The organism is Aeromonas sp. sia0103, assembly GCF_963895295.1.
GTDB classification, from domain to species: domain Bacteria; phylum Pseudomonadota; class Gammaproteobacteria; order Enterobacterales; family Aeromonadaceae; genus Aeromonas; species Aeromonas encheleia.
On record NZ_CAWQKG010000011.1, the window covers coordinates 346,822 to 367,882 of the forward strand.

The window sequence follows — 21,061 nt, forward strand, 5'->3', positions numbered from 1 at the left end:
AGACGGTTGGCGGGCCTGGCGCTAAGGCCCGCATGGATGTGCGTGGGCGGCGGATGCCGCCCGGCTCACTCGTGCAGGTAGCAGCGCACGAAGTGGTTGTCGGCGAGCCTGGTCACGGGGGGCAGGCTCTCCTTGCAGCGCGGCATGGCCTGGTTGCAGCGTCCGGCGAAGGGGCAGCCGTAGGATTGGGGTGTCCACAGCGGGATCTCCCCCTTGCGGCCCCCCTCCAGCTCGGCGTGGATGCTCTTCTCCGGATCCGGCACCGCCGAGATGAGCAGCTGGGTGTAGGGGTGCTGCGGGTGGTGCAGGATCTCGTCCACCTCGCCCCACTCCACCATGTGGCCCACATACATCACCGCCAGATCCTCCGCCACATAGCGGGCGGTGGCGATGTCGTGGGTGATGTAGAGCATGGAGACGCCGAGCTCGTTCTTCATCTGCTCCATCAGGTTGAGGATGCCGATGCGGATCGAAACGTCGAGCATGGAGGTGGGTTCGTCCGCCAGCACCACTTCCGCCTCCACCGCCAGGTTGCGGGCGATATTGACCCGCTGGCGCTGGCCGCCGGAGAGCTGGTGCGGATACTTGGCGGCGGTGGCCTTGGCCGGGGTCAGCCCCACCTTCTCCAGCAGGGCATGGACCATGTCCGGCAAATCTTTCTTGTCGATCACCTTGCTGTGCAGCAGCAGGGGGCGGGCGATGTGGTGGTAGATGGTGTGGGTCGGGTTGAGCGAACCGAAGGGATCCTGCCACACCATCTGCACGCTCTGGCGATAGTCGAGCAGGGCGGTGCCCTTGTTGAACTCCTCCAGATCCCGGCCGCGGTAGAGGATGCGGCCGCTGGAGAGCTTGTACATCTTGGCGATGATCTTGGCGATGGTGCTCTTGCCGGAGCCCGACTCCCCCACCACAGCCAGGGCGCGGCCCCGGTGCAGGTTGAAGGTGATGTCGGAGAGGGCCCGCATCTTGCCGCTCTTGATGGCGTTGGAGTTGACGGAGAAGTCCTTGTAGAGATGCTGGACCTCGATGATGGGCGCGTCGGTTGGGGCGATTTGCATGACAGACATCCTTAACAGCCAGCGGCCTTGTCCAGGTAGATCGGAAGATCCTGTTGTTCCTCTGCCATGCCATAGAGGTGGCAGGCGGTCTGTTGTCCCGGCCGGATCTCGGCGAGGGCGGTGTACTCCTGGCGGCAGCGTTCATGGACCTTGGCGCAGCGGGCCTGGAAGCGGCAACCTACCGGCACCTCCAGCAGGTTGAGCGGGGTGCCGGGGATCCCCTCCAGCACGGTTTTCGGGCCGTGCAGGGGCGGGAAGGAGTTGCCGAGCCCCCTGGTGTAGGGGTGCAGCGGCGCGGTCAGGATCGCCTTGGCCGGTGCCACCTCCACCAGCTCACCGGCATACATGATGCCGATGCGATCGCAGAACTCGACCATCAGCGAGAGATCGTGGGTGATGAACAGGATGGAGAAGTTGTACTTCGCCTTCAGGGCATAAACCTTCTGCAGGATCTCCCGCTGCACCACCACGTCCAGCGCCGTGGTCGGCTCGTCCATGATCAGCAGCTCGGGGTTGAGCGCCATGGCGATGGCGATCACCAGCCGCTGGCGCATGCCGCCGGAGAACTGGTGCGGGTAGTCCCGCAGCCGGCTCGGGTGAATATCGACTATCTCCAGCAGCTCCTGGGCGCGCTTGATGGCCTCGTAGCGGGTCAGCCCGGGATTGTGGGCGATCAACACGTCGCAGAACTGCTCCTCCATGCGCAGCACCGGGTTGAGCGCGTTCATGGCGGACTGGAACACCACGCTCGCCTGCCGCCAGCGGTAGCTGCGCAGCCGCGCGTCGTCGAAGCCGAGGATGTTCTCCCCCTTGAACAGGATCTCGCCGCCGCTGATGTAGGCGGGCGGCTTGTGCAGCCGGGCCACCGAGAAGGCGACCGTGGACTTGCCACAGCCGGACTCGCCGGCTAGGCCGAACACCTCCCCCGGCATGATGTCAAAGCTGACCGAGTTGACGGCGCGCACGTCGCCGCTCTCGGTGATGTAGTCGACGCAGAGCTTGCGTACCGACAGCAGGGGTTGTTGCGGGCTCATGCTGTCTTCTCCTGAGCGGCGGTGACGGGAACGGGGGCGGCCAGTTTCTTCCAGCGACGGAGGCCCTTGTGGGAACGCAGCTGCGGGTTGGCTATCTCGTCGATGGCGAAGTTGAGCATGGCGAGGCCGGCGCCCAGGATGGCGATGGCGAAGCAGGGGGCCAGGATCTCCCACCAGGCGCCCACCAGGATGGCGCTCGAGGTCTGGGCGTTGTAGAGCATGATGCCCCAGCTGACCACGGTCGGATCGCCGAGCCCCAGGAACTCCAGGGTCGCCTCGGTGACGATGGCGTAGATGATGGAGCCGATGAAGCTCACCCCTATGATGGAGATGAGGTTAGGCAGTATCTCCACCAGGATGATGCGCCAGGCCGGCTCCCCCAGCACCTCGGCGGCGATGACGAACTCTTTTTCCCGCAGCGCCAGGGTCTGGGCGCGGATGACGCGGGCGCCATAGGCCCAGGAGGTGAGCCCTATGATGAGGGCTATCACCATGGGGGAGGCCTCCCCGATGAAGCTCGCCAGTACCAGCAGTAGCGGTAGCCCCGGGATCACCAGCATGACGTTCATCAGGAAGGTGAGGCACTCGTCGATCACGCCGCCGAAGTAACCGGCGGTGATGCCGATGCTGATGGCCAGGGCACAGACCAGCAGGCCGGCCCCGAAGCCCACCAGCAGCGAGATGCGGGCGCCATGGGTGAACTGGGACCAGAGATCGTGGCCCATGCGGTTGGATCCCATCACCAGTTCCATGCTGGGGGGCTGGTGGGGGCGGGCGACCCGCTTGGTCGGTTCGTTGCTGGCGAGCAGCGGGGCAAACAGCGCCATCAGCACGAAGGTGACCACGATGGCGAGACCGAAGGCGGCTTTCTTGTTGCCCAATAGGATCTTGAGGATGGTCGGCATGCGCATCTTATTTACCTCCTGTACGCAGACGGGGATCCAGGAAGACGTAGAGCATGTCGGCCAGGAAGTTAAAACTGAGCATGGTGATGGTCATGATGAGCAGCTGCCCCTGGATCAGCGGGTAGTCGCGCGCCAGTATGCCCTGATAGAGCGTCAGCCCCAGCCCCGGGTAGTTGAAGATGACCTCGGTGATGAGGGAGCCGCCGATGACGAAGCCGAGCGCCATGGAGAGCGCGGTGACGCTGGGCAGCACGGCGTTGCGGGCGCCGTAGTTGAAGATGACCCTGTTGTTGGAGAGTCCCTTGGCCTTGGCCATGGTGATGTAGTCCTCCCCCAGCAGGTTGATCATGTTGTTGCGCATGGTGATGAGGAAGCCACCGATCTGCACCAGGGCCAGGGTGCCGACCGGCATGATGGCGTGCAGCATGATGCTCTTGATGTGCTCCCAGCCGAAATCGGCCTTGATCTCCGGGCTGTAGGCGTAGCCGATGGGCAACCAGCCGAGGCTGACCCCGAACAGGAACAGGGCGAGCAGGGAGACCACCACCGGCGGTATGGCCTGCATCACCAGGGTGAGCGGCGAGAGGATGCTGTCCATGCGTCCCCCCCGATACCAGGCGGCGAAGATGCCGACGATGGAACCGATGGAGAAGCTGATGATGGTGGAGGTGCCCACCAGGAACAGGGTCCAGCCGATGGCGCGACCGAGCACGTCGGCGACCGGTTGCGGGTAATAACGCACCGAGGTGCCGAGATCCCAGGTGAAGACACTCTTCACATAGGCGAGAAACTGGGTGCTGATAGGGCCGTCAACGAACCCGAAGGTGGCTTTGAGGGCTTCCAGGGCGGCGGGTTCCATCATGGCGCCGGCCCGAGCGAACATGACGGAGACGGGATCCCCTGGCATGGCTCTGGGTAGCAGGAAGTTGATGGTGGCGGCCACCAGGAAGGCGACCAGATAGAAGGAGAAACGTCTCAGTATAAATCCCATGGTGATACCTTTTACTGCAAGCCTGCCCCGCGCCGGGCAAAGCTCCCCCAACCCCGAGCGATACGGGGGATGGAAGACATGGCGGGGAAGAGGGCCCCCCGCAGGGGGCCGAGGTGATTAGCTGTTTGGCTTGAGTGACAACACGTGCAGCAGACGCTCCGGGGTGTCCGGGTGGAGCTGCGGCTTGGCGACCGGGTTGTCGGCACTGAACCAGCCATTGAAGCGCTTGGTGCTGTATTCGTACCAGGTCGGGTTGTTGAACACCGGGATGATGGTCTGGTTGGCGCCGACGCGCTCCTGGATGGCGAACATGATCTCCTTCTGCTTGGCCGCATCGGCGGTCTGGGTGAAGTCATCGATCAGCTTGTCGAGGGCCGGATCCTTGTAGCGTGGCGCCGCGAAGCGGTTGCCGCGCTCACCCATGTTGCGGGAGTGGAAGGCGGTCTCGAAGTACTTGTGCGGGTTGGCACCGGCAAAGTAACCCTGCAGGGCGACGTCGAAGTCACCGGTGATCAGGTTCTCGGTCCAGACGGTGGCCTCAGGGGTGGAGGTCTTGGCGTTCAGGCCGAGCGCCTGCAGGCCTTCGACCCCGATCTGGACTGTGTTGACCCAGTCGGTCCAGCCGTTCGGTACCAGCACCTTGAACTCGATCTTCTTGCAGCTCGGGGTGTCGAGGAACTTGTCGCCGTCACAGTCCTTGTAGCCGGCCTGTTTCAGCAGTGCCTTGGCACCTTCCAGGTCGAACTTGTTGAACTGGCCGTATTTCTTCTCGACATCCGGGTTGTCCCAGGAGGCGAACGCCTTGCCCAGACCCGACGGGTATTCGTTGACGGTCGGGTAGCCGTAGCCCGCGATGTCCACCATGGACTGGCGGTCCATCGCCATGGAGAAGGCGCGGCGGAAGTTGATGTCGTTGAAGGCTTCGTGGTTGCCCGGGTTCTTGCTCTGGAAGTTGACGTTGAACGCCACTGTGCCGGAGGCGGGGAACCAGTACTTGTTGTTCTTCGGATCGTTGCCGACGTAGAGGCGCTCGATGTCCGGCACGAAGGAGCCGAACCAGTCCACGTCACCCTTCATCACCGCGGCCAGTACCTGGTCGTTGGTGGCCATCTGCGGCATGCGGATGCAGTCGATGGCGAGGTTGGCGTTGTCCCAGTAGTGCGGGTTGCGGCACTGGGTGTAGAGCTGGGCGGAGAAGTTGTCCACCTCGGTGAAGGGACCTGTGCCGACCGGCTTGTCGTTGGTGAAGGCCACCGGATCCTTGACGGACTTCCACTGGTGCTCGGGCACGATGGGCACCAGCACTATGTCGTTCACCACGTTGGTGTTGACCTCGGTCAGGTCGAACTTGATCTTGTGTTCACCCAGCTTCTCGATGCTCTTGATCTGAGTCCAGATGGAGCGCTCATCCAGCGCCTTGTTGGCCTTGACCAGGTTGAAGGAGAAGATGACGTCGTCGGCGGTGAAGGCTTCACCATCGGACCATTTGACTCCGTCGCGCAGATCGAAGGTGACCGACTTCAAGTCATCGCTGAAGGCGTAGTTGGTAGCCAGACGATAGACGGGTTTGCCACCCTGCATATCGTTGAAGATCACCAGCGGCTCATAGATGAAGTGACGGGTGGTGTGCAGCAGACCGGCCTGCAGGAAGGGGTTGAAGTTTTTAACCCATGCGGTTTCCTGTTGCGCGACCAGGGTCAGCACCGTCTTGTTCTCGGCGGCCATGGCGGTGCCGGCGGCACCGGCGAGCATCAGGGTCCCCAGCATGACTGAGGTAGCGATTTTGGATACTTTGGCAAGCATATTTTGTCCTTTCTTATTGGTCTTCCATGTTTGGAATGGAGCGCCGAGATCGCATGCTTGGATATCGGCCCTCTATGTTGGTCAGGTTTTGCACCCTTGTAGTTGTGTCATCCAACGCCCTTAGAAAAGCAGAATTAACAGGAAAACAACAACTCTTCATTTCGTCGATATCGTAAAAACTCGAGCCGCCTCGTCATTATCGTCAATTTGTATTTTTAAACCTTTAAAATTATATAGTTGCATTAATTCTCAGGAAACACCAAGTCACCCTTTATGACAGTTCGAAGACGATACTGTGAACTGGATCGTGCTCGATTTTTATCCTGGTGGTTGGCTTTTTTTTGTACTTGAAACAAGAGGCGGGTATTCGGTCGAGGACGTGATCTGGCTCACTGAGGCGAAGCTTGTGCCGGCAGGGGAGGAAAAGGGCGCAGCCGCCGCTGGCATGGTCCCGGATCCTGCCGGCGCCATGCTTCTTTCTCTTGGTTATGGCGCCAGAAATAACAGGCATAAAAAAAGCCAGTCGGCGTGCGCCGACTGGCTTCTCATGGGCACCGGCATGGCCGGCATCCTGGCTGTGGCAGGGCTTAGCCTACCAGGCTGGCCCACAGATCGTATTCGTCCGCTTCATCGATGCGGACCTTGACCAGGTCGCCGGGCTTGAGGCCGGTCTCGCCGTTCAGATAGACCAGGCCGTCGATCTCGGGGGCATCGGCGAAGGAGCGGCCGGTGGCACCCTCTTCGTCCACCTCGTCGATCAGCACCAGCATCTCCTGGCCGACCTTGCGGGCCAGCTTGCGGATGGAGACCCGCTGTTGCAGCTCCATGAAGCGCTGGAAACGCTCTTCCTGGATCTCTTCCGCTACCGGATCCGGCAGCTCGTTGGCCTTGGCGCCTTCCACCGGGCTGTATTTGAAGCAGCCGACCCGGTCCAGCTCCGCCTTGTCGATGAAGTCCAGCAGCATCTGGAACTCTTCTTCGGTCTCGCCGGGGAAGCCGACGATGAAGGTGGAACGCAGGGTGATCTCGGGGCAGATCTCGCGCCACTTCTGGATGCGCTCCAGGGTGCGCTCGACGGTGCCGGGGCGCTTCATCAGCTTCAGGATGCGCGGGCTGGCATGCTGCAGCGGGATGTCGAGGTAGGGCAGCACCTTGCCATCGCGCATCAGCGGGATGACGTCATCCACGTGCGGGTACGGATAGACGTAGTGCAGGCGTACCCAGATGTCGAGCTTGGCCAGCTCCTCGCACAGGGCCACCATGCTGGTCTTGACCGGCATGCCGTCGTAGAAACCGGTGCGGTGCTTGACGTCCACACCGTAGGCGGAGGTGTCCTGGGAGATCACCAGGATCTCCTTCACGCCGGCTTCTTTCAGGCGCTTGGCCTCGGCCAGCACCTCGCCGATGGGACGGCTCACCAGATCCCCGCGCATGGAGGGGATGATGCAGAAGGTGCAGCGGTGGTTGCAGCCCTCGGAGATCTTCAGATAGGCGTAGTGACGGGGGGTCAGCTTGACGCCGTGGGCCGGCACCAGGCTGGTGAAGGGGTTGTGATCCGGCTTGGCCACGTACTTGTGGACGTGACCCAGCACCTCTTCGTAGGCGTGGGGGCCGGTGATCTCGAGCACCTTGGGGTGGATCTCGCGGATCTGGTTCTCTTTGGCGCCGAGGCAACCGGTGACTATCACCTTGCCGTTCTCGGCGAGGGCCTCGCCGATGGCTTCCAGAGACTCCTGTACCGCGCTGTCGATGAAACCGCAGGTGTTGACCACCACCAGTTCCGCATCGTCATAGCTGGGCACCACGTCGTACCCTTCGGTACGCAGCTGGGTCAGGATGCGCTCGGAATCGACCAGGTTTTTGGGGCAACCCAAGGAGACGAATCCTACTTTGGGGGCCTGTTTTATGTTGGACATCGCTCAATCACTCTTAGGTGGCTCTCTTATAAGGGCGCGGATTTTACCGGAATGGCTAACCAAAAACTATACAGCCAGTGAAACGGAGCGGAACAATCTTTGTGGTGGTCGGCGTGCTGGCGTTCGAGTGAGAGGATCCGGCCACTCATCGGGGGCGGGAATATGAAGGGGCCGCTTTTGCCTGCCGTGCACGCTGGACGGCGGGCAAGGGCCTCAGGGCTGATGGCGGCGACAGGCACAGGGGCTGGCATGGCCACGGGGTGCACTGCGATCCGATGAGGCGTTCCATGGCGACGCCAGACTGGCATCAGCCAACCCGGGAGAGCAGGGCGCTGGGAATATCCACCGGTAGAAAACGGGGCCGTAGGCCCCGCTTGCCCAGGAATGGCACGTCTCAGAAGGGGAGTAACCACTGAGTGAGGCACCCCATCAGCATGGCCATGCTCAGGATCACGGTCAGAAATGCCAGGATCATGGGGGTTCGGAATATCGACTTGAGCAGGATCACCTCGGTCAGGCTGGCGCCCGCACTGCCAATGATGAGGGACATGACGGCGCCCATGGCCATGCCTTTGTCCAGTAATACCGACGCAAGAGGGATCACCGCCTCGGCCCGGATATAGAGTGGAATACCCACGACCGCACTGAACGGAATGGCCAGGGGATTGTCGGCCCCGGCATGGGCGGCTATCCACTCGGCAGGGATGAAGCCGTAGATAAATGACCCTATCAGCACCCCCAGCAGCAAGTAGGGAAGGACCTCTTTGAATTGCTGCCAGGCATCGAATCGTGCCTTGGCGAATGCCGTGGGGATCACCGGCGCCTGAGTCAGGGCCGCAGTGCCATCGGCACAACAGGAGATGCTCGCGACTGCCTCTGGTTGCGGGGCGCAGCAGTATGGTGCCGCGTTGACCGGTTTGAGTGACTTGATGGGGCTGCTCGCACTGCAAGCGGCGGCCTTCATACCGGCTGACTCAGGGGTTGAGGCGCCGCCATTCGTGGCACAGCCGTCTTGCTTGGCATATTTGGGGTCTATGACGTGGCGTTCGAACCCCAGGTTGTCCAGCAGCATGCTCGCGAGCACTGAGACACCGGCTGCGATGACGACATACAGCAGCGTCACCTGCCAACCGAAGGTGGCCCACATCAGACCGACGATGATCGGATTGAGCAGCGGCGAGACAAACAAGAAGGTCAGGGTTGGCCCAAAACCGGCTCTGGCCGACAAGAGCCCGCGCAACATGGGGATGGTCGAGCAACTGCAGAAAGGGGTCAGCGCCCCCAGCGCCGCCGAAATCAGATAGCCCCTGCCTCTTCGTGCCCCCAGCATGGCCTGGATCTTCTCGTCGGGGAGCCTCTGGCGTATCAGGCTGACAGCGGCACTGATCACCAGAAACAGCACGGACAGCTCGACGGCCAGCAACAGAAACATCCAGGCGGACTGCGTCAGCATGGCAAACCAATCGTTCATCGCAATTATCCTCTCTCGTCATAAAATCTATATTTCTAAAATATTCGAAATATAGCAGTGATCAAGATATTTCTGGTATTGTCGAAATATCTGTCGAGCCGGAGTGATGCGTGATGCAGTTGGAAGAGGTTGCCAAGGCGTTGAAGGAGCTGGGTCATCCCACCCGCCTGTTTATCTTCAAGCACCTGGTCAAGGCGGGTGAGCAGGGATTACCGGTGGGCGAGTTGCAAAAGCAGCTCGGGATCCCGGCCTCGACCCTGAGCCACCATGTCGCGGCGCTGGTGTCGGTGGGGTTGGTGGTGCAGATGCGGGAGAGCCGTACCCTCTACTGCGTCTCGCAATACGGGGTGCTGGAGGGGATCATCCAGTTCCTGCAGGAAGAGTGCTGCGTCAATGGCGCTCACCCGGCGACGCCGCAGTCCTGACCGCGGACTGTGGCTCCTGCGGGGGAGTGGTCTTGATCATTTCAATAGTTCTTGTATAGTTGAAATTATGAGTCTTGCAAGGGGATGAACATGAACGGCATGAACAAAGAGACGGCCACCAGGGTCTTCGAATCGCTCTCTTCCGGCATTCGGCTGGATGTGTGGCGGCTGCTGGTGAAGGCGGGGCTGGAGGGGCGGGTGGCAGGGGAGCTGTCAAGCGAGCTCGACATCGCTCCCAACACCCTGTCGTTTCACCTCAAGGCCATGCTCAATGCCGGCCTGCTGTCGGTGGCGCAGGAGGGGCGTTTTCTGCGCTACCGCGCCAACATTCCCCTGATGCTGGACCTGATCGGTTATCTCACCGAGGAGTGCTGCGCCGGCCACCCCGAGGCGTGCGGCATGATGCGCGCCGAGTCCGCCTGCTCTCCCCATGTTCTGCCCACGCCGCCCTGCTGCAACAAGGAGTAATGCCATGTCAGCCATTCAGATTTTTGATCCCGCTCTCTGCTGCTCCAGCGGTGTCTGCGGTACCCAGGTCGAGCAGGCGCTGGTCACCTTTGCCGCCGACCTTGCTTGGGCCAAGGAGCAGGGGGTTGCCATCGAGCGCTTCAATCTGGCGCAGCAGCCGATGCAGTTTGCCGAGACGCCGGCCGTCAGCGCCTTTCTGACCCACGCGGGGGAGGAGGGGCTGCCGCTGGTGCTGGTGGAGGGGCAGGTGGTGCTGACCGGCCGCTATCCGAGCCGCAGCGAGCTGGCCCGCTATGCGGGTCTGCCCGCGCCGCAAGCGGCCATCAAGGGGATCGTCAAGGGTGATTGCTGCTCCGGCAGCGGTTGCTGCTGATCCTCTGCGTCAACCCAGATTGCCCAGCCGGGCTCGCCACTCTGTCGACAGGAGTTCGTCATGTTTCAGTTTCTGACCGATCCGCCCCCCTTTCTCTTCTTCACCGGCAAGGGCGGGGTGGGCAAGACCTCGCTGGCCTGCGCCAGCGCAGTGGCACTGTGCGATGCCGGCAAGCGGGTGCTGCTGGTGAGCACGGATCCCGCCTCCAACGTGGGGCAGGTGTTTGCCACCACCATCGGCAATCGCATCACCGCCATCGCGGCGGTGCCGCGGCTGTCGGCACTGGAGATAGATCCCCCCGCGGCGGCCAAGGCCTATCGGGAGCGGATCGTCGGGCCGGTGCGCGGCAAGTTGCCGGAGAGCGTGGTGCGCAGCATAGAGGAGCAGCTCTCCGGTGCCTGCACCACCGAGATCGCCGCCTTTGACGAGTTCACCGCCCTGCTCACCGACCAGGCGTTGCTGGCCGAGTATGACCATATAGTGTTCGATACCGCCCCCACCGGTCACACCATCCGCCTGCTGCAACTGCCGGGGGCCTGGAGCGAATTTCTGGAGCAGGGCAAGGGGGATGCCTCCTGCCTTGGACCGCTGGCGGGGCTGGAGAAGCAGCGCAGCCAGTACGCCGAGGCGGTCGCTGCGCTGGCCGATGCTGCCCACACCCGGCTGGTGCTGGTTGCCCGCGCGCAGCACTCGACCCTGCGCGAAGTAGCCCGCACCCATGATGAACTGGCCGCCATCGGGCTCATGAATCAGCAGCTTGTCATCAATGGCCTCTTCCCCGAGTCTGCCATCGCCGGTGACGGGCTGGCCCAGGCCCTCTGGCAGCGCGAGCAGCAGGCCCTCTCTACCATGCCGCTGGCCCTCAGGGCCCTGGCGCAGGATCAGATCCCGCTGCTTGCCACCAATCTGGTGGGCGTTGAGAGCCTGCGTCAGTTGCTGCAACCCTGTGCATCCGCAGGGAGCGAAGTATCCGTTGCCCAGCCCCATGACAGTGTGACCCAACCCGATCTGGGGACGCTGGTGGACCAGCTGGCCGCCAATGGCCACGGCCTCATCATGCTGATGGGCAAGGGCGGAGTGGGCAAGACCACCTTGGCGGCCGCCGTGGCGGTGGAGCTGGCCAGTCGCGGCCTGCCGGTGCATCTCACCACCTCGGATCCCGCCGCTCACCTGAGCGAGACGCTGGCAGGTAGTCTGCCCCATCTTGAGGTGAGCCGCATCGACCCCCACGCCGAGACCGAGCGTTACCGCGCCCAGGTACTGGCCACCAAGGGGGCGGCGCTGGACGAGCAGGGGCGGGCGCTGCTGGAGGAGGATCTGCGCTCCCCCTGTACCGAGGAGATCGCCGTGTTTCAGGCCTTCTCGCGCATCATCCGCGAGGCGGGCAAGCGCTTCGTGGTGATGGATACCGCCCCCACAGGCCACACCCTGCTGCTGCTCGACGCCACCGGCGCCTACCACAGGGAGATTGCCCGCCAGATGGGAAACAAGGGGCTGCACTTCACCACCCCCATGATGCAACTGCAGGACCCCAAACAGACCAAGGTGCTGATCGTCACCCTGCCCGAGCCCACGCCGGTGCAGGAGGCGGCCAACCTGCAGGCCGATCTGCGCCGTGCCGGCATCGAGCCCTGGGGCTGGCTCATCAACCACAGTTTGCAGCAAGCCGCGGTCAGCTCGCCGCTGCTGCGACTGCGGGCCGAGCGCCAGCAGCCCCATATCGAGGCGGTCGAACAGCTGCACGCCAGCCGCCATGCCGTGGTGCCGCTGCTGGCCGAAGAGCCGGTGGGGCCGGACGCCCTGCGTCGCCTCTGCCAGCACCATTGAGTCGCCGCCCCGGCCCGCTGCCGGGGCGGCTTGAATATACCGTTACTTGTTATAAACCCTTGTTTTTAACCTTTTTTTGAACCTTTTGTTGAACAAATAGGAGATGCGGGATTACGCCGCATCGGGAGCTGTGATGTCTGCAACCTGTGATGCCAAGGCAGTCCCTGCCATCGGCTTTTTTGAACGTTATCTCACCGCCTGGGTCGCCCTCTGCATTCTGGTGGGCATTGGTCTGGGGCAGGGGTTGCCGGATCTGTTCAAGGCGATCGGTGCCATGGAGGTGGCCAAGGTCAACCTGCCGGTGGGGCTGCTCATCTGGGTGATGATCATCCCCATGCTGCTCAAGATCGACTTTGGCGCCCTGCATCAGGTGAAGGGTCACCTCAAGGGGATTGGGGTCACCCTCTTCATCAACTGGCTGGTCAAGCCCTTCTCCATGGCCTTCCTCGGCTGGCTGTTTATCCGCGTGCTGTTTGCCGACTGGCTGCCGGCGGATCAGCTGGACAGCTATGTGGCGGGGCTGATCCTGCTGGCAGCCGCCCCCTGCACCGCCATGGTGTTTGTCTGGAGTCGCCTCACCAACGGCGATCCCTACTTCACCCTGTCGCAGGTGGCGGTGAACGACCTCATCATGGTGTTTGCCTTCGCCCCGCTGGTGGCGCTGCTGCTCGGGGTCTCCAGCATAGTGGTGCCCTGGGATACCCTGCTCACCTCTGTGGTGCTCTATATCGTCATCCCGGTCGTGATTGCCCAGCTGCTACGCAAGGCGCTGCTGCAAAAGGGGCAGGCCAGTTTCGATGGTGTCATGGCCCGCATCCAGCCCTGGTCGGTGGCCGCTCTCCTGCTCACTCTGGTGCTGCTGTTTGCCTTTCAGGGCAACGCCATCATCGAGCAGCCGCTGGTGATTGCCCTGTTGGCGGTGCCTATCCTGATCCAGGTACTGTTCAACTCGGGGCTGGCCTACTGGCTCAACCGCAAGGTGGGGGAGAAACACTCGGTGGCCGGTCCCTCCGCGCTGATCGGGGCATCGAATTTCTTCGAACTGGCGGTGGCCGCCGCCATCAGCCTGTTCGGCTTTCACTCAGGTGCGGCGCTCGCCACCGTGGTCGGGGTGCTGATCGAGGTGCCGGTCATGCTGCTGGTGGTGCGCGTGGTCAACGCCAGCAAACCCTGGTACGAGGCGGGACTGCGCCACTAAGGTTTGCTATCCACTTTTTTATTCACTTAAGCCATGAGAGACACGCAAAATGAGTGCAATCACCATCTATCACAACCCGGAATGTGGTACTTCCCGTAACACCCTGGAGCTTATTCGCAACAGCGGCGTCGAGCCCACCGTGATCCACTATCTGGAGACGCCGCCTTCCCGCGACCAACTGGTGGCGCTGATCGCCGCCATGGGGATGCCGGTGCGCGCGCTGCTGCGCAAGAACGTGCCCCCCTACGAGGCGCTCGGACTGGCGGAGGATCGCTTCAGCGATGATGAACTGATCGACGCCATGCTGGCTCACCCTATCCTGATCAACCGCCCCATCGTCGTGACACCGCTTGGCACCAAACTGTGCCGCCCGTCGGAACTGGTGCTCGATATTTTGCCCGATCAGCAAAAAGGGGCCTTCGCCAAGGAGGATGGTGAGCAAGTGGTGGATGCGAGCGGCAAGCGTCTGCGCTGATGGCGGTGGACTACCCTTGCACCTCGGTGGTGAGGAGCTGTATGAGCGCGAACTATCTGCTAAGGTGGCCCTCAGCCGATGAGAGATGATAAGGAACATATTATGAAGACCCGATCCTGGATAGTTGCCGCCACCCTGGCGCTGGCCTCTACCCCAAGCCATGCCGACTGGGCGAAGCTGAAGGAAGCTGCCGCCGATCTGGGGACCGCGGTGAGCGAGACCGGCAAGGAGGCGTGGGCGGGCATTACCGACTTCTCCAAGGCGACCTGGGAGTCGGTCTCCACCTGGGGGGCCGATGCCTACAACAAGACCGGGGCCTGGACGAAAGAGAGCGCGGCCACCGGCAAGGAGTGGCTGACCGCAGCCGACAAGAAGCTCGATACCATGCTGGAGCCCAAGACGCCGACCGAGGCGCGCACCGCGCTGGATACCATGGCCGATACCGCGCTGGTGCGGCTGTTCAACGAGCAACCCTCGGCCAAGCTGTTGTTTGACAAGGCCTATGGCTATGCGGTGTTCGACTCGCGCAAGTTCTCCCTGATGATACACACCAACCAGGGATCCGGGGTGGCGGTCAACCGCTCGAGCGGCAAGCACACTTACATGAAGATGTTCGGGGCGGGCATGGCGGCCGGCTTCGGCGGCAAGTTCTATCAGCAGGTGATGTTGTTTGAGACCAAGCAGACCTTTGACAACTTCGTGAACAAGGGCTGGGAGGCGACCTCGGAGGCGGGCGTCGTGGCAGGCAAGGAGAGCGCATCGCTCGATGGCGGCTATAACGGCGGCATGGCCATCTACCAGCTTGGCGAGCAGGGTCTGATGTACGGTGTCAGCATCACCGGATCCAAATACTGGATCGACGAGGATCTGACCCAGTAAGCGTCAGGATCTGTTGTTATCGTGGCCCGCTCGATGCGGGCCATTTTTTATGCTGCATCCGGGTGCCATCGTTACCGGCTGCCGGGGGCTAGGCCCGAAAAGGCGACCCGATGCGCACCGTTCCCTTCCTTTTTCACCGCGCCAGCTCCGGCCCCTCAGCGGGCTGGTTTCGTCTGAATGATGACCAGTCGCCATCGCTGGCCGCAGGATCCGTCTTCATTGGCACCCTAATTGCTTACAGCCTGTCAGCGTCAATGATTTGTCTGGGGATGAAGATGGAAATAAGTGCAAGCAGCCTGATGCAAGAGATGCAGGCGCTCAAGGTCGAAGCCGGCGCCACGCCGCTGAGCCAGCCCGGTCGTCAGGTCAATTCGGATTTTGGCCAGATGCTGCAACAGGCCCTCAACAACGTCAACGAGCTGCAGGGTGGCGCCAACGATCTGCGCACCCGGTTCGACATGGGTGACAAGTCGGTGGACCTGTCCGAGGTGATGATCGCCGGGCAGAAATCCTCCATCGCCTTCGAGGCGACGGTGCAGGTGCGTAACAAGATGGTCGATGCCTACAAGACCATCATGAACATGCCGGTATAAGAAACCCATGGCGACTGAGCATCATGAAGATGTCAGCAATAAGGACATAAACCGTGGCTACTGATCAAAACGGCGATCTGCTGATCAACAACGACGGGGCGGCGGCCCTCGATGAGCACGAGCAGAAGAGCTCGGCGCTGGGCTTCCTGTCCAACACCGACGTGCTGCGGCAGATCACCCTGATCCTGGGGTTGACCATCTGTCTGGCCATCGCCGTGTTCATCCTGTTGTGGGGCAAGGAGCCGGAGATGCGTCCGCTCGGCACCTTCAGCACCCAGGAGCTGGTCTCCACCCTCGATTATCTGGATCAGCAGAAGATCCCCTATCAGGTCGAGGGCAAGAGCGTGCTGGTCAGCGCCGAGAAATATGCGGACATCCGGCTGGGCCTGACCCGTGCCGGTCTGACCGGCAACAATGATGTCAGCAACGATGGCGAGTCCATCCTGCTCAAGGACTCCAGCTTCGGCGTCAGCCAGCGCATGGAGAACGAGCGTCTCAAGCTCAGCCGCGAGCGCCAGCTGGCCAGCGCCATCGAACAGTTCCAGAACGTGGCCAAGGCCCAGGTGCTGCTGGCCATTCCCAAGGACAACGTGTTCGCCCGCAACGAGCGCAAGCCCAGCGCCACCGTAGTGTTGAGCCTGAGAGGCAGCGCCCTCGGTCAGGGGGAAGTGGACTCCATCGTCGACATGGTGGCCTCCGCCGTGCACGGTCTGGAGCCGACCCGCGTCACCGTCACCGATCAGAACGGGCGCCTGCTCAACTCCGGCTCCCAGGATCCGCTCTCGGCCCAGACTCGCAAAGAGTTTGCGATGCAGCAGAAGCAGGAGCTGGAGTACAAACAAAAAATTGACGCCATCCTGATCCCGGTATTGGGGGCCGACAACTATACGGCGGAGGTGGATCTCTCCCTCGACTTCTCCCAGCAGGAGCAGACCCGCAAGACCTACAACCCGGACTTGCCGGCCGTGCGCTCCGAGATGACTGTCGAGGAGAACAGCGCCAATGGCGGCAATGGCGGTGTGCCTGGCGCGCTCTCCAACCAGCCACCGGCCGCCTCCAGCATTCCCCAGCAGGCGACCGGCGCCGATGCCGACGCGAGCGCGGCGAGTGGCCGCTCACGCAAGGAGGCGACCCGCAACTTCGAACTGGACACCACCGTCAGCCACATCCGGCGCCAGCAGGGCGGCATTCGCCGTATGACGGTGTCGGTGGCGGTGGATTACAAGGCCATCCCAGGCGCCGACGGTGCCGTTACCCGGGAGGCCCGCAGCCAGGCCGAGATCGACACCCTGCGCCGGCTGCTCAGCGGTGGCCTCGGCTTCGACGTGACTCGGGGGGACACCCTGGAGGTGGTCGCCATCCCGTTCAACCGCCCCGAGCTGGAAGCCGTGGCCGACATGCCGCTCTACGAGCAGCCCTGGTTCTGGCGCGCGGTGCGCATCGCCGCCTCCGTGCTGGTCATCATAGTGCTGATCGTCACCGTGGTGCGGCCCATGCTCAAGCGCCTGCTCTACCCGGATGCGAGACCGGAAGGGGAGCTGGACTTCGACAACCACACCGTGCTGGGTGGGGATGACGAACTCAGTCTGCTGGCGGCGCAAGCCGAGGCCGAACCCGTGTTCGGGGTGCGCGACGGTCACCTGAAACTGCCGGATCTGCACCGGGATGAAGACTTGCTCAAGGCGGTGCGTGCGCTGGTGGCGAATGAACCGGATCTGGCCGCTCAGGTCATTAAAGAATGGGTAACGAACAGAGATGCCTGAAGACAAGAAGAATCAAGTCACCGGTAACGACATTACCGACGTGCAGCGCCAGATCCTGGACCAGATGGCCGGGATGGAGATGGCGGCGGTGTTGATGCTGAGCCTCAACGAAGAGGATGCCGCCCAGATCTTCCGCCATCTGGAGCCCAAGCAGGTGCAGCGGCTCGGCATGTCGATGGCCTCCATGTCGGACTTCAGTCACGACCGGGTGGCGGCGGTGCATCGTCAATTTATCGACGACATCCAGAAATACACCAACATCGGCATCGGCAGCGAAGACTTCGTGCGCAAGGCCCTGGTGGCGGCGCTCGGCGAAGACAAGGCCAGCAACCTGGTGGATCAGATCATCCTGGGGTCGGGGGCCCGCGGCCTCGACTCCCTCAAGTGGATGGATGCGCGCCAGGTGGCCAGCATCATCCAGAACGAACACCCGCAGATCCAGACTATCGTCCTCTCCTATCTGGAGCCGGAGCAGTCCGCCGAGATCCTGAGCCAGTTCCCGGAGCAGGTGCGGCTGGATCTGGTGATGCGCATCGCCAACCTGGAAGAGGTGCAACCGGCGGCGCTGCAGGAACTGAACGACATCATGGAGAAGCAGTTCGCCGGTGCGGCCGGGGCTCAGGCCGCCAAGATGGGTGGCCTCAAGGCCGCCGCCAACATCATGAACTACCTGGATACCAACATCGAAGGCCAGCTGATGGACTCCATCCGCGAGTCGGACGAGGAGATGAGCCAGCAGATCCAGGATCTGATGTTCGTGTTCGAGAACCTCATCGATGTGGACGATCGCGGCATCCAGACCCTGCTGCGGGAAGTGCCGGGGGATCTGCTGCAACGGGCCCTCAAGGGCTCGGACGATCAGATGCGCGAGAAGGTATTCAAGAACATGTCCAAGCGGGCCGCCGAGATGCTGGCGGACGATCTGGAGGCCATGGGGCCAATCCGGGTCTCCGAGGTCGAAGCCGCCCAGAAGGAGATCCTCTCCACCGCCCGCCGTCTGGCGGATGCGGGCGAGATCATGCTGGGTGCCGGCGGTGGCGAGGAGTTCCTCTAAGCCATGGATCAGCAACAGCGTGATGATGTCAGCCTCGGCCAGGAGCGCCTCTAGAGCATGAATAACAACAAGCAACGGGGTTACGTCAGACCCGAGACAGACGAGAGCCAGGTGCAGACCTGGGGCTGGCCCGAGATGGAGGTGATCTCCGAGGTCGAGCGCAATGCCCTGGGGCTCAGCCCGGATTGGTACCGACAGGAGCAGGAGGCCGAGGCCCCCGCCCCCGCGCCGGAGGAGGAGCCGACCCCCAGCATCACGGCGGAAGAGCTGGAGGCGATCCGCCAGGCCGCCTGGGAAGAGGGCATGGCCGATGGCCAGGCCGCCGGTTTTGCCAAGGGGTTGGAGGAGGGCAAGCTGGAAGGCTTGCAGCAAGGCCATCAGGCGGGTCTGGAGCAGGGCAGGGAGGAGGGGCTGGCCATGGGGCGCGAGCAGGTGGAGCAACAGATTGCCCACTGGCAGACGCTGGCCGATCGCCTCGCCAACCCGCTCAGCGAACAGGATCAGGCGGTGGAGCAACAGCTCATCGCCCTGGTGCAGCAGCTGGCCCGCGCCCTCATCCGCCACGAGGCCGAGACCTCCTCCCGGCTGCTGCTGGAGGCGCTCAAGCAGGGGCTGGCCCTGTTGCCCGCCGCCGAGCAGGGGGTCACCCTGCTGCTGCACCCGGACGATGTGGCCAGGGTCGAGCAGGCGTTCGGGGTGGAGGAGTGCGCCAAACGCGGCTGGCGGTTGCAGAGTGACCCCACCCTCTCCCCCGGTGATCTGCAACTGGCTACCAGCCTCTCCAGCATCGATCTGGCCCTGTCGGGACGCATCGATCAGCTGCTGCGCAATTTCCTGCGCGACAATGCCGACTAGTCCCTTGTCTCGGCTCGTCATGGTGGCATCGCATTGCTGCGCACTGTCTCCCGGCGGCGTGACAATGCCGACTGACCCCCTGTCCCTGCCTCTTTTCCCTTTACCTTTGGAGGCGCGATGACAGCGTCCTTGCTCAAACGGCTGCAAGGCTACCGGGTGCGTGATCTGGCCCCCATACCCCCGGTGGCGGGCAAGCTGACCCGGGTGGTGGGGCTGACGCTGGAGGCCATCGGCTGCCGCGCCGCCATCGGCGCCCTCTGTCGCATCGACACCCAGGATGGCGTGCTGGAGGCCGAGGTGGTGGGCTTCTCCGGCGATCGGCTGTTCCTGATGCCGAGCGAGCAGCTCAAGGGGGTCATCCCCGGCGCCCGGGTGGTGCCCATCACCGAGGATCACGGCATCCCGGTGGGCATGAACCTGCTCGGCCGGGTCATCGACGGCATAGGCCAGCCCCTTGACGGGCTCGGCCCCATCATCGCCTCCCAGACGGTGCAGTTTGCCCAGCATCGCATCAACCCGCTCTCCCGCCGCCCTATCCATAAGCCGATGGACGTCGGCGTGCGCGCCATCAACGCCGTGCTCACCGTGGGCCAGGGCCAGCGCATGGGGCTGTTCGCCGGCTCCGGCGTGGGCAAGTCAGTGCTGCTCGGCATGATGACTCGCGGCTCGGTGGCGGACGTGGTGGTGGTCGGCCTCATCGGCGAGCGGGGCCGGGAGGTGAAGGAGTTCATCGAGGAGATCCTGGGAGCCGAGGGGCGCGAGCGCGCCGTGGTGGTGGCAGCCCCGGCCGATGCCTCGCCGCTGATGCGCCTCAAGGGCTGCGAGACGGCGCTGGCCATCGCCGAGTATTTCCGCGATCAGGGGCTCAACGTGCTGCTGCTGATGGACTCGCTCACCCGCTACGCCCAGGCCCAGCGCGAGATCGCGCTGGCGGTGGGGGAGCCACCGGCGACCAAGGGCTACCCGCCCTCGGTGTTTGCCAAATTGCCGGCGCTGGTGGAGCGGGCCGGCAACGGCAGCGACGGCCAGGGCTCCATCACCGCCTTCTTCACCGTGTTGACGGAGGGGGACGATCTGCAGGATCCCATCGCCGACGCGGCGCGGGCCATCCTCGACGGCCACATAGTGCTGGCGCGGGAGCTGGCGGATGCGGGTCACTATCCGGCCATCGACATCGAGAAGTCCATCAGCCGGGTCATGCCCATGGTGACCTCCCCCGAGCACATGGAGCTGGCGCGCACCTTCAAGCAGTTCTACTCCCTCTATCAGCAGAACCGGGATCTCATCACCATAGGCGCCTACAGCCAGGGCTCGGATCCCCGCATCGACAGGGCCATCATCCAGAAACCCTATCTGGATCAGTTCTTGCAGCAGAAAATGCGCGAGGTGGTTCCCTACGACGAAGGCCTGCAATCCCTGCACATGGTGGCCATGCCACTGATGCGCTGATGCCATGAATCTGGAGTGCGACTATGAGTAAAGGATTGGAGTTGCTGGCCGGACGGCTGGTGGAGGCCGAGCAGCAGGCCGCCCTGGCGCTGGCCAAGGCCCAGCAGGATCTGAAGCTCTTCATGGATCAGCAGAACGCGCTCAACCAGTACCGCCAGATCTATCACCAGCAGTGGACCGACCGTGGCCTGCAGGGGATCACCCCCCAGCAGAACAGCCAGTATCACGCCTTCATCAACAAGCTGGAGAATGCGGCGACCCAGCAGTACCAAGGGGTGCTGCAGGTGCGCGAGGCACTGGCCCAGTGCCGCACCGACTGGCTGGAGGCCCAGCAGCGGCGCAAGGCCGTCGAGCTGCTGCTCGACAAACAGGCGGGGCGCGCGCGCCAGAAGGCCCAGCGTCAGGAGCAGAAGATGCTGGATGAGTACGCCATCTTGCGGCGCTATCACCATTCTGGCCTGTAATTTGCTTCCTTCTGGCGAACGCCGCCGCATAGCCTGAATACCTCCCGCTCGGGGTGGGTA

21 protein-coding genes are annotated in these 21,061 nt (G+C 62.9%); 14 read left to right on the forward strand and 7 right to left on the reverse strand.

Features of this window, described 5'->3' with window-relative positions:
• Positions 1 to 65 precede the first annotated feature (65 nt).
• The 5 genes from AACW18_RS04290 to AACW18_RS04310 form a co-directional block, all read right to left on the reverse strand.
• On the reverse strand, positions 66 to 1,058 hold the full coding sequence (locus AACW18_RS04290; RefSeq protein WP_218328459.1) for an ABC transporter ATP-binding protein: 993 nt from the start codon (positions 1,056 to 1,058) through the stop codon (positions 66 to 68).
• Between the two features lie 11 nt (positions 1,059 to 1,069).
• Positions 1,070 to 2,092: an ABC transporter ATP-binding protein gene (locus AACW18_RS04295; RefSeq protein WP_218387926.1), complete on the reverse strand. Its 1,023-nt coding sequence runs from the start codon at positions 2,090 to 2,092 to the stop codon at positions 1,070 to 1,072.
• Complete coding sequence (locus AACW18_RS04300) at positions 2,089 to 3,003, reverse strand: ABC transporter permease (RefSeq protein WP_052445689.1); 915 nt, start codon at positions 3,001 to 3,003, stop codon at positions 2,089 to 2,091. Before AACW18_RS04300 ends, AACW18_RS04295 begins: the two co-directional genes overlap by 4 nt.
• Position 3,004: 1 nt before the next feature.
• Positions 3,005 to 3,988, reverse strand: coding sequence for an ABC transporter permease (locus AACW18_RS04305; RefSeq protein ID WP_042652618.1), 984 nt, complete (start codon positions 3,986 to 3,988; stop codon positions 3,005 to 3,007).
• A gap of 117 nt (positions 3,989 to 4,105) precedes the next feature.
• Positions 4,106 to 5,791 carry an ABC transporter substrate-binding protein gene (locus tag AACW18_RS04310; protein WP_042652617.1) on the reverse strand — a complete coding sequence of 562 codons (1,686 nt, stop codon included), beginning with the start codon at positions 5,789 to 5,791 and terminating at the stop codon, positions 4,106 to 4,108.
• A 295-nt stretch (positions 5,792 to 6,086) separates the two neighbouring features.
• Here AACW18_RS04310 and AACW18_RS04315 point away from each other — a divergent pair, with 295 nt between their 5' ends.
• Positions 6,087 to 6,437, forward strand: coding sequence for a hypothetical protein (locus AACW18_RS04315; RefSeq protein WP_218387927.1), 351 nt, complete (start codon positions 6,087 to 6,089; stop codon positions 6,435 to 6,437).
• Here AACW18_RS04315 and rimO read toward each other — a convergent pair.
• Both rimO and AACW18_RS04325 read right to left on the reverse strand, forming a co-directional pair.
• Complete coding sequence (gene rimO / locus AACW18_RS04320; RefSeq protein ID WP_218328455.1) at positions 6,379 to 7,707, reverse strand: 30S ribosomal protein S12 methylthiotransferase RimO; 1,329 nt, start codon at positions 7,705 to 7,707, stop codon at positions 6,379 to 6,381. The two genes, AACW18_RS04315 and rimO, sit on opposite strands and share 59 nt — an antisense overlap.
• 394 nt (positions 7,708 to 8,101) lie before the next feature.
• Entirely contained in the window at positions 8,102 to 9,178 is a 1,077-nt protein-coding gene (locus AACW18_RS04325) for a permease (RefSeq protein WP_218387928.1), read from the reverse strand.
• A gap of 113 nt (positions 9,179 to 9,291) precedes the next feature.
• Here AACW18_RS04325 and AACW18_RS04330 point away from each other — a divergent pair, with 113 nt between their 5' ends.
• The 13 genes from AACW18_RS04330 (at position 9,292) to fliJ (ending at position 21,001) form a co-directional block, all read left to right on the forward strand.
• Positions 9,292 to 9,603, forward strand: coding sequence for an ArsR/SmtB family transcription factor (locus tag AACW18_RS04330; protein WP_218387929.1), 312 nt, complete (start codon positions 9,292 to 9,294; stop codon positions 9,601 to 9,603).
• A gap of 99 nt (positions 9,604 to 9,702) precedes the next feature.
• Complete coding sequence (locus AACW18_RS04335; protein WP_218388349.1) at positions 9,703 to 10,071, forward strand: ArsR/SmtB family transcription factor; 369 nt, start codon at positions 9,703 to 9,705, stop codon at positions 10,069 to 10,071.
• A gap of 4 nt (positions 10,072 to 10,075) precedes the next feature.
• Positions 10,076 to 10,444, forward strand: coding sequence for an arsenite efflux transporter metallochaperone ArsD (gene arsD / locus AACW18_RS04340; RefSeq protein ID WP_103471264.1), 369 nt, complete (start codon positions 10,076 to 10,078; stop codon positions 10,442 to 10,444).
• A 60-nt stretch (positions 10,445 to 10,504) separates the two neighbouring features.
• Positions 10,505 to 12,271: an arsenical pump-driving ATPase gene (gene arsA / locus AACW18_RS04345; RefSeq protein WP_218387930.1), complete on the forward strand. Its 1,767-nt coding sequence runs from the start codon at positions 10,505 to 10,507 to the stop codon at positions 12,269 to 12,271.
• Between the two features lie 133 nt (positions 12,272 to 12,404).
• On the forward strand, positions 12,405 to 13,469 hold the full coding sequence (gene arsB, locus AACW18_RS04350; RefSeq protein ID WP_218387931.1) for an ACR3 family arsenite efflux transporter: 1,065 nt from the start codon (positions 12,405 to 12,407) through the stop codon (positions 13,467 to 13,469).
• 49 nt (positions 13,470 to 13,518) lie between these two features.
• Positions 13,519 to 13,944 (forward strand): glutaredoxin-dependent arsenate reductase, encoded by a 426-nt coding sequence (gene arsC, locus AACW18_RS04355; RefSeq protein ID WP_218387932.1) that lies wholly within the window; start codon positions 13,519 to 13,521, stop codon positions 13,942 to 13,944.
• 102 nt (positions 13,945 to 14,046) lie between these two features.
• On the forward strand, positions 14,047 to 14,823 hold the full coding sequence (locus AACW18_RS04360) for a lipid-binding SYLF domain-containing protein (protein WP_218328450.1): 777 nt from the start codon (positions 14,047 to 14,049) through the stop codon (positions 14,821 to 14,823).
• Positions 14,824 to 15,098: 275 nt separating this feature from the next.
• Positions 15,099 to 15,416, forward strand: coding sequence for a flagellar hook-basal body complex protein FliE (gene fliE, locus AACW18_RS04365; RefSeq protein ID WP_042652845.1), 318 nt, complete (start codon positions 15,099 to 15,101; stop codon positions 15,414 to 15,416).
• A 53-nt stretch (positions 15,417 to 15,469) separates the two neighbouring features.
• Positions 15,470 to 17,179 carry a flagellar basal-body MS-ring/collar protein FliF gene (fliF, locus tag AACW18_RS04370; RefSeq protein ID WP_218387933.1) on the forward strand — a complete coding sequence of 570 codons (1,710 nt, stop codon included), beginning with the start codon at positions 15,470 to 15,472 and terminating at the stop codon, positions 17,177 to 17,179.
• A complete protein-coding gene (gene fliG / locus AACW18_RS04375; RefSeq protein WP_042652607.1) occupies positions 17,172 to 18,233 on the forward strand; it encodes a flagellar motor switch protein FliG in 1,062 nt (353 codons plus the stop codon). Before fliF ends, fliG begins: the two co-directional genes overlap by 8 nt.
• 57 nt (positions 18,234 to 18,290) lie before the next feature.
• Positions 18,291 to 19,088 carry a flagellar assembly protein FliH gene (gene fliH / locus AACW18_RS04380; RefSeq protein ID WP_218387934.1) on the forward strand — a complete coding sequence of 266 codons (798 nt, stop codon included), beginning with the start codon at positions 18,291 to 18,293 and terminating at the stop codon, positions 19,086 to 19,088.
• A gap of 117 nt (positions 19,089 to 19,205) precedes the next feature.
• Positions 19,206 to 20,537 (forward strand): flagellar protein export ATPase FliI, encoded by a 1,332-nt coding sequence (fliI, locus tag AACW18_RS04385; RefSeq protein WP_042652605.1) that lies wholly within the window; start codon positions 19,206 to 19,208, stop codon positions 20,535 to 20,537.
• 23 nt (positions 20,538 to 20,560) lie between these two features.
• A complete protein-coding gene (gene fliJ, locus AACW18_RS04390; protein WP_218387935.1) occupies positions 20,561 to 21,001 on the forward strand; it encodes a flagellar export protein FliJ in 441 nt (146 codons plus the stop codon).
• Positions 21,002 to 21,061: the final 60 nt, after the last annotated feature.